Here is an 8,588-nt window from a genome sequence, read left to right on the forward strand (position 1 = left end):
CAGGACTTCCAGGACCTGACCGGCCAGGTCATCAAGAAGATGATGGACGTGATCAAGGACATGGAGACGCAGCTGCTGCAGCTGCTGATCGACAACGCCCCGCCCGAAAAGCGGCAGGAGGCCGGCAACGGCCTGCTCAACGGGCCGCAGATCAAGACCGGCGTGCCTGACGCGGTGGACGGCCAGGACCAGGTGGATGATTTGCTGGCCAGCCTGGGGTTCTAGGCCGGCCCTTCGATACCTCAGGGCGAACGGGGTTTGTGGGGTTTTTAAAAACCACCACGTTCGGGGTTGAGGTTTCCTCTCCGTTCGGGCCGAGGTTTCTTGTCCGTTCGGGCTGAGCCTGTCGAAGCCTCGTTTCGGGGCCGACTCTCCACCCCGTTCGGGCTGAGGTATCGAAGCCTCGTTTCGGGGCCGACGCTCCATCCCGTTCGGGCTGAGGTATCGAAGCCCCGCGTGAAACTGTCGAACCCTTCGGCAGGCTCAGGGCGAACGGTAACGGGCCCAAGGCAGGCCACCCCCTTATTGCCCAAAGAACAGCCTGTTACATGGCCTGTTTCCCAGATCGATTTTGGGCCCCCACTCCAATAATTCTGATGACAAGGCGCCGTTCGCGCCTCGCGCAGCGGAGCATTGATGTCGGAAGAAAGTGATCTCGAAAAAACCGAACCGGCCTCGCCGCGTCGCCTGGAAAAGGCGCGCGAAGAAGGCCAGGTTGCGCGGTCGCGGGAGCTTGTCACCTTCGTCATGCTGAGCACCGGCGTGGGCGGGGTGTGGGTCCTGGGCGAGATGATGGGCGGGCACTTCGACAGCGCGCTGCGCAACGGCCTGCAGTTCGAGCGCGCCTCGGCCTTCGACCCCGCGCACATGATGAACCAGGCCGGTTCCGCCGTGCTGCACGCCATGCAGGCGCTGATGCCTGTGCTCATGCTGATGCTGGTGGCCGCGCTGGTGGCGCCCATGCTGCTGGGCGGCTGGCTGCTCTCGGGCAAGTCGCTGGCGCCGAATTTTTCCAAGCTCAACCCCATCGCCGGCATAGGCCGCATGTTCTCGGTCGAGACGCTGGCCGAACTGGTCAAGACCATCATCAAGTCGCTGCTGGTCGGGGGCGTCGCATGGTGGGTCATCATGGACGACCTGGCCGCCATCATGGCGCTGCTCAGCGAACCTTCGCGCGCCGCGCTGCCGCACACCCTGCACCTGGTGGCCGGCAGCTGCGCGCTCATCATCGCCTCGCTGCTGCTGGTGGCCGGCATCGACGTGCCCTACCAGCTGTGGAGCCATGCGCACAAGCTGCGCATGTCGCGCGAGGACCTGCGCCAGGAACAAAAAGAAAGCGACGGCGACCCGCAGGTCAAGGCGCAGATACGCCGGGCGCAGCAACAGATGGCCAAGCGCCGCATGATGGCCGAGGTGCCCAAGGCCGACATCATCGTCACCAACCCGACGCACTTCGCGGTCGCCCTCAAGTACATCGACAAGGACATGCGCGCGCCGCGCGTCATCGCCAAGGGCACCGACCTGGTGGCGCTGCGCATACGCGCCATGGCCGAGGAACACAAGATACCGGTGCTGGAAGCGCCGCCGCTGACGCGCGCGCTCTACCGCCACACCAAGCTGGGCGACGAAATCCCGGCGGCGCTGTATGCGGCCGTGGCCGAAGTGCTGGCCTGGGCCTACCAGCTGCAGCGCGCGGCCGAAGGCGGCGCCACGCCGCGCACGCCGCGCGACCTGCCGGTGCCCGACTCCCTTGATCCCCTTGCCCTGGCGGGCACGACAACAGAACCCACAGGAAACGCCGCATGACGCTGGCCGATACATTGATGCGCCTGCCGCGGCAGATGATGGCCGGCAACCAGGGCAAGGGCCTGGTCGGCCCGGTGCTGATCATCCTGATCCTGGCGATGATGGTGCTGCCGCTGCCGCCGTTTTTGCTGGACCTGCTGTTCACCTTCAACATCGCGCTGTCCATCATGGTGCTGCTGGTCAGCATGTACACCATGAAGGCGCTGGACTTTGCAGCCTTCCCCTCGGTGCTGCTGTTCACCACCTTGCTGCGCCTGTCGCTGAACGTGGCCTCCACCCGCGTGGTGCTGATGGAAGGCCACACCGGGCCGGACGCCGCGGGCAAGGTCATCGAGGCCTTCGGCCACTTCCTGGTCGGCGGCAATTTCGCCGTCGGCGTGATGGTCTTCATCATCCTGGTGGTGATCAACTTCATGGTCATCACCAAGGGCGCGGGCCGCATCGCCGAGGTGGGCGCGCGCTTCACGCTGGACGCGATGCCGGGCAAGCAGATGGCCATCGACGCCGACCTCAACGCCGGCCTGATCGGCGAGGACGTGGCGCGCCAGCGCCGCGCCGAAGTGGCGCAGGAGGCCGACTTCTACGGCTCCATGGACGGCGCCAGCAAGTTCGTGCGCGGCGACGCGGTGGCCGGCCTCTTGATCCTGGTGATCAACATCGTCGGCGGCCTGATCGTCGGCATGGCCCAGCACGGGCTGGACTTCAATTCGGCGGTGACCACCTACACGCTGCTGGCCATCGGCGACGGCCTGGTCGCGCAAATCCCGGCGCTGGTGATTTCCACGGCGGCCGGTGTCATCGTCTCGCGCGTCACCACCAACGAGGACGTGGGCGGCCAGCTCACCGGCCAGCTGTTCGCGAACCCGCAGGTGCTGTTCCTGACGGCCGGCGTGATCGGCCTGATGGGCCTGATCCCCGGCATGCCCAACATCGCTTTCCTGATCATCGCCGGCGGCCTGGTCTGGCTGGGGCGCCGCGTCCAGCGGCGCGCCGTGGCCGGCGCGGCCGCCAAGGCCGAGCCGCCGCCGGCGCCCGCGGCGGCCGAGTCGCAGGAAGCCAGCTGGGACGACGTGGCGCTGGTCGACCCGCTGGGCCTGGAAGTCGGCTACCGGCTGATCTCGCTGGTGGACAAAAGCCAGAACGGCGAGCTGCTGGGCCGCATCAAAAGCATACGCAAGAAGTTCGCGCAGGACATCGGCTTCCTGGTGCCGGTGGTGCACATCCGCGACAACCTGGAAATCAAGCCCAACGTCTACGTCCTCAAGCTCAAGGGCGTGCAGATCGGCCACGGCGAGGCCTTCCCGGGCCAGTGGATGGCCATCAACCCGGGGCAGGTCAGCTCCAGCCTGCCCGGCACGCCGACCAAAGACCCGGCCTTCGGCCTGCCCGCCATCTGGATAGACGCCGGCCTGCGCGAGCAGGCGCAGATCTACGGCTACACGGTGGTCGACGCCAGCACCGTGGTGGCCACGCATTTGAACCACCTGATCCACGCGCACGCCGCCGAGCTGCTGGGCCGCCAGGAAGTGCAGCAGCTGCTGGACCGCATCGGCAAGGAATCGCCCATGCTGGTGCAGGACCTGGTGCCCAAGACCCTGTCGCTCACGACGCTGCAGAAGGTGCTGCAGAACCTGCTGGACGAAAGCGTGCCGATACGCGACATGCGCACCATCCTCGACGTGCTGGCCGAGCACGCGGCCACGGTGACCGACACCACCGAGCTGACTTCGCTGATCCGCCTGTCGTTGTCGCGCGCCATCGTGCAGCACATCTTCCCCGGCAACGAGGCGCTGCAGGTGATAGGCCTGGACAGCTCGCTGGACCGCATGCTGCTGCAGGCGCTGAGCAACAGCAACGGCCTGGAGCCGGGCCTGGCCGACAACCTGCTGCGCGAAGCCCAGCAGGCCATGGAACGCCAGTCGCAACTCGGGCTGGCGCCGGTGCTGGTGGTGCAGCACCCGCTGCGCGTGCTGCTGGCGCGCTTCCTGCGCCGCAGCCTGCCCGACCTCAAGGTGCTGTCGCACGCCGAGATCCCTGACACCCGCACCATCAAAGTGACCGCCACGATCGGAGCCAAGACTTGAACACCCGCACGACAACTGCCTCTACCGGCTCCACCGGCTCCACCGGCTCCACCGGCTCCACCGGCGCCACCGCGACCTTCCAGGTCGTCGCGCCCTCCAGCCGCGAGGCGCTGCGCCTGGTGCGCGAAAGACTCGGCCCCGACGCCGTGGTGCTGTCCAATCGCGTCACGCTGGACGGCGTGGAAGTCATCGCGGCGCTGGAGGGTGCGGAGGTCGCGCCTGCCGTGACTGTGGCGCCTGCGCCATCGCGGCCCGCGACGCTTTCAGCCGCTCCCGCCGTGCATGCGCATGCAAGCCCGGCCGAAGGCGACGCCGTGCTGCGCGAAATCCATTCCATGCGCGGCATGATCGAAGAACAACTCGCCGGCATGGCCTGGAACGACAAGCAGCGCCGCGACCCGGTGCGCGGCCACCTGCTGCGCACCTTGCTGGGCGCGGGCTTCAGCGCGCGCCTGGCCAAGGACGTGCTGCAGGACCTGCCCACGGGTCAGAGCCACGCCGCCGGCATGGACTACGCCAAGGCCGAGCTGGCGCGCCGCATGCCGCTGCTCGAAGACGAAGACGCGCTGATGGACCAGGGCGGCGTGTACGCGCTGATGGGCCCCACCGGCGTCGGCAAGACCACCACCACGGCCAAACTCGCGGCGCGCTGCGTGATGCGCTTCGGCGCCGACAAGCTGGCCCTGGTCACCACCGACAGCTACCGCATAGGCGCTTACGAGCAACTGCGCATCTACGGCCAGATCCTCGGCGTGTCGGTGCATGCGGTGAAGGACGCGGCCGACCTGGACCGCGTGCTGATAGGCCTGCGCGACAAACACATGGTGCTGATAGACACGGTGGGCATGAGCCAGCGCGACCGCGCCGTCTCGGAGCAGATCGCCATGCTGTGCGGCGCCAACCGGCCGGTCAAGCGGCTGCTGCTGCTCAATGCCTCCAGCCACGGCGACACGCTCAATGAAGTGGTGCGGGCCTACCGCCATGGCGACCATGCCGACAGCGGCTGGGACCTGGCGGGCTGCATCTTCACCAAGGTCGACGAATCCACCCACCCCGGCGCGCTGATCGACATGGCGATACGCCACCAGCTGCCGGTGCATTACATCTCCAGCGGCCAGAAGGTGCCCGAGCACCTGGTGCTGGCCGACGGCAAGGCGCTGGTCGACAGCGTGTTCCAGGCCAAAAGCCGCAGCGCGTTGTTTGTGCCCGGCGAGTCCGACCTCGACGAGAAACCGGCCGCCGGCGGCGATGAAGCGCAAGCCGCCGCGGCCGAAGCCGCCGAGGCGCAGGCCGTCAGCGAGCGCCTGCGCGCGCAATGCCGGCAATTGATCAAGGCCCTGACGCACAACGCGCAGGAGCTGGCCACCAACGCCGCCGCGCTGTCGCAGGGCGGCATCGGTTTTGAGGAAACCCGCGCGCTGTGGCGCCAGCTCTCGGGCAGCGTGGGCGGCGGCCATGCGCAGAGCGAACACGGCGTGGCGCAGGCCTTGCTGTCGCAGGCCGCCACCGACAGCGCCGCCGTGTGCGGCGACTACGTGCTGGCCGTGGCCGGCGAGACGCGCCTGGCGCCGCAGGAAGAAGGCGGCGCCCCGCAAATGCTGGCCGGCACGCTGCTGCTGTCGGACCGCAGCGGCAAGCCTTTCGCGGCGCCGCTGCAGCACCTGGCCGGGCCGGGACACAGCGAAGAATCATTGGAACCGGGCCGCTGGGCCCTGAAGCAGGCGCTGGACAAAACCGTGGTGCAGCTGCTCGCGCGTGCGCCCGAGGCGGGTGTGATGCTGCAGTGGGAACAGGAAGGGCGCCACTGGGCGGCCTGCGCCGGCTCCGCGCTGCGCATCGTCGACGCGGCCACAGGCGCGCGCGGCACGCTGGGCAAGCTGGCGGCGGGCTTGTCTTTCAGCACGGCGCGGCCCGTGGTCTACCGCAAGAAAGCCGCGCTGATGTCGGTGGCGGAAGCCCGCGTCAGCCTGCGCCCCGCGCTGGACGAGATCACGCCCGGCACGCAGCCGTCCTTGCCGGTGCTGCGCTGCGTGGTCAGGCGCATGGTCGATGCCGACACCGGCAAGGTGCTGGCGCACAGCTATGTGCTGGCCGGCAAGGGCGTGCGCGCCCCGGCGCAGAAGATGGCGCAGTGGCCGGCCTGGCGCAGCGCGGCCGAGCCCTGGTTCAAATTCCTGGGGCAGGGCATTGCCCAGCTCGACGCGTCGGCCGCGCCGGCGCGCCGCATGATCGCCGGCCAGGCCTGCACCACCGTCTTCCTGCTGCAAGGCCTGCAGGACGAATGGGCCGACACGGCGCGCAAGGCGCTGGCGCAACTGGCCGGGCGCTCCGTGCGGCCCGGCCGGCCGGTGCCGGCGCCCGTGCTGCTGGAAGGCGTGGGCAAGCTGCTGGTGCTGCTCGATGCGTTTGAAACCGAGGGCGTCAGCATGGCGGCGCAGCCCGCCTCTGCGGAAATTTCGCAACTGCCGCAACTGCCCGCGGCGCGGACCTGAGGATGGCCCTGTGAAGACACCGTTCACCGACCAGGCCGACGGGCTCAGGCGCCTGATGGCCAACAGCCCGGGGCGGCTGGTCGCCTTTGTGGGCGGCGCGCCCGGCGTGGGCGCGAGCAGCGTCGCGATGAACCTCGCGGCGGCGCTGGGCCGGCTGGGGCAGGACGTGCAGGTGCTCGATGAACGCGGCGAACCGCAGTCGCCTTATGTGCGCCGCCAGGGCCGGCTGGTGCTGGTCGATGCGCGGCTGGATGATGAGGGCAGGCTGTCGCCGCTGGCCGCCCAGGCCGACGAGCTGGTGGTGGTGCTGCGGCCGCAGGTCGACACCATCACCGCCGCCTATGCCTGCATCAAGCGCCTGCACCAGGCGCATGCGCCGCGGCGCATGCGGGTGCTGGTCAACCGCGCGGCCAATGCGGGCGAAGCCGGCCGCATCCTGGTCAACCTGGCCGCGGTCGCGAAGAGCTACCTCTCGCTGGCGCTGGAGCCGGCCGGCAGCATACGCGAGGACGAGCAGCTGGCGCAGGCGCGCTGGCTGAACATGAGCGTGGTCGAAGCCTTCCCCGGCAGCCCGGCCGCGCTGGACGTGGACCGCATCGCCGCCGACCTGCTGCGCTGGCCCGCGCCCGCGGCGCAAGGCCCGCGGCCCGCCGTGCCCGAAGCAATGCCCGCGCGCCGTGACTTGTCCCCGGCCGCCGCCGGCGCCTGAATTCCCCGACCGTTTGAAAAGCAGGAGCAATCCGCCATGTACACCCCCCAGGGAAAAATAGACAACTGCCCGTCGGCGCTGCTGGCCCAGCACGCGCCGCTGGTGCGCCGGCTGGCGCTGCAATTGATCGCCAGGCTGCCGGCCAGCGTGGAGCTGGACGACCTGATCCAGGTCGGCATGCTGGGGCTGCTGGACGCGGCTGAAAAATACCAGGACGACCAGGGCGCGAAATTCGAGACCTACGCCAGCCAGCGCATACGCGGCGCCATGCTCGACGAATTGCGCGCCAACGACTGGGTGTCGCGCGGCCTGCGCAAGTCCTCGCGCAGCGTCTCGACGGCGGTGCGCGCGCAGGAACAGAAGCTGGGCCGCGCGCCCAGCGAAAGCGAGATCGCGCAGGAGCTGCAATTGCCGCTGGAGGCCTACCAGCAGCTGCTGCAGGAAATCCACGGCTGCCAGCTGGTCTATTACGAAGACTTCGACCGCGGCGATTCGGAAAGCCGCGAGAACAGCTTCCTGGACCGGCAGGACCACGGCAAGCGCGCGCTGGCCGACGAGCCGCTCACGCAATTGCTGCAAGGCGACTTCCGGCGCCAGCTGGTCGCGGCCATAGGGCAGTTGCCCGAGCGCGAACAGCTGCTGCTGAGCCTTTATTACGAAGAAGAGCTGAACCTGCGCGAAATCGGCGCGGTGCTGGACGTGACCCAGTCCCGCGTCTGCCAGCTGCACAGCCAGGCCATCAACCGGCTGCGCGGCAGTTTGGGCGATTTGCTGGGCACCGCGCGCGGCGAGGCGCCCGCAACGCCCGCACCTGCGCCTGCGCCTGCGCGCAAGCCGGCCGCTTCCTCCGCCACGGCCCGGCCCAAGCCGGCGAAGGCCATGTCGTGAGTTTGCGACCGTTTGCCTTGAGCTTGGCCTGTCCTGACCTGTCGACGGGCTGGAGATTTTTACGCCTTCCCCCACTGGGGGAAGGTTGGGATGGGGGCCCCCGGCGCCTGAAGTTTCGCCGGAAGTATTTCAAAGGCCGCTGGCCCCTACCCCCACCCTCCCCCAGCGGGGGAGGGAGTAAGAGGGTTCCTGTTTTTAATCTGCGGAAATCTGCGTCATCTGCGGATAAATTGAGATGCAAAAGAACGTTCGCCCTGAGCCTGTCGAAGGGTTGTCTCTTCAACAACCCCAGGACATTTCCAGCCCTCAAGGTTTTCCCTGATATTGCCGTTAAGGGGAGAAGGCATACCGCTTTCGCCCGCATCCCGGCCCACCGGCGGGGTTTGTGCCCGGCCGGCGTGCCATCACCATTGATTTCCAAGGAGTGCGCATGCACGCAGTAGCAAACAATCCCGTACCGGCCGCCAAGGCGCTGGAGTTCCTGGCTTTCACTTTGGGCCAGGAAGAGTACGGCGTGGACATCCAGAAAGTGCAGGAGCTGCGCGGTTACGACACGGTGACGCGCATCGCCAATGCGCCCGAACACATCAAGGGTGTGGTCAACCTGCG

General features: G+C 68.2%; 7 protein-coding genes. All 7 read left to right on the forward strand.

The window, feature by feature from the left end; all coding sequences use genetic code 11:
- The coding region (locus ACLV8F_RS24355) for a protein phosphatase CheZ (RefSeq protein ID WP_411886775.1) at positions 1–225 on the forward strand (225 nt) is incomplete at its 5' end.
- 411 nt (positions 226–636) lie between these two features.
- Positions 637–1,806, forward strand: coding sequence for a flagellar biosynthesis protein FlhB (gene flhB, locus ACLV8F_RS24360; RefSeq protein WP_411886776.1), 1,170 nt, complete (start codon positions 637–639; stop codon positions 1,804–1,806).
- Complete coding sequence (gene flhA, locus ACLV8F_RS24365) at positions 1,803–3,890, forward strand: flagellar biosynthesis protein FlhA (protein WP_411886777.1); 2,088 nt, start codon at positions 1,803–1,805, stop codon at positions 3,888–3,890. The genes flhB and flhA overlap by 4 nt, the downstream gene beginning before the upstream one ends.
- Positions 3,887–6,382 carry a flagellar biosynthesis protein FlhF gene (gene flhF, locus ACLV8F_RS24370; protein ID WP_411886778.1) on the forward strand — a complete coding sequence of 832 codons (2,496 nt, stop codon included), beginning with the start codon at positions 3,887–3,889 and terminating at the stop codon, positions 6,380–6,382. The genes flhA and flhF overlap by 4 nt, the downstream gene beginning before the upstream one ends.
- A gap of 10 nt (positions 6,383–6,392) precedes the next feature.
- Positions 6,393–7,091 (forward strand): MinD/ParA family protein, encoded by a 699-nt coding sequence (locus ACLV8F_RS24375; RefSeq protein WP_411886779.1) that lies wholly within the window; start codon positions 6,393–6,395, stop codon positions 7,089–7,091.
- Positions 7,092–7,127: 36 nt separating this feature from the next.
- Positions 7,128–7,979, forward strand: coding sequence for an RNA polymerase sigma factor FliA (locus ACLV8F_RS24380; protein ID WP_411886780.1), 852 nt, complete (start codon positions 7,128–7,130; stop codon positions 7,977–7,979).
- Positions 7,980–8,409: 430 nt separating this feature from the next.
- On the forward strand, positions 8,410–8,588 hold a 179-nt coding region (locus ACLV8F_RS24385; RefSeq protein WP_411886781.1), incomplete at its 3' end, for a chemotaxis protein CheW.

It is taken from the genome of Polaromonas sp. YR568 (assembly GCF_943369675.1).
GTDB lineage: Bacteria > Pseudomonadota > Gammaproteobacteria > Burkholderiales > Burkholderiaceae_C > Polaromonas.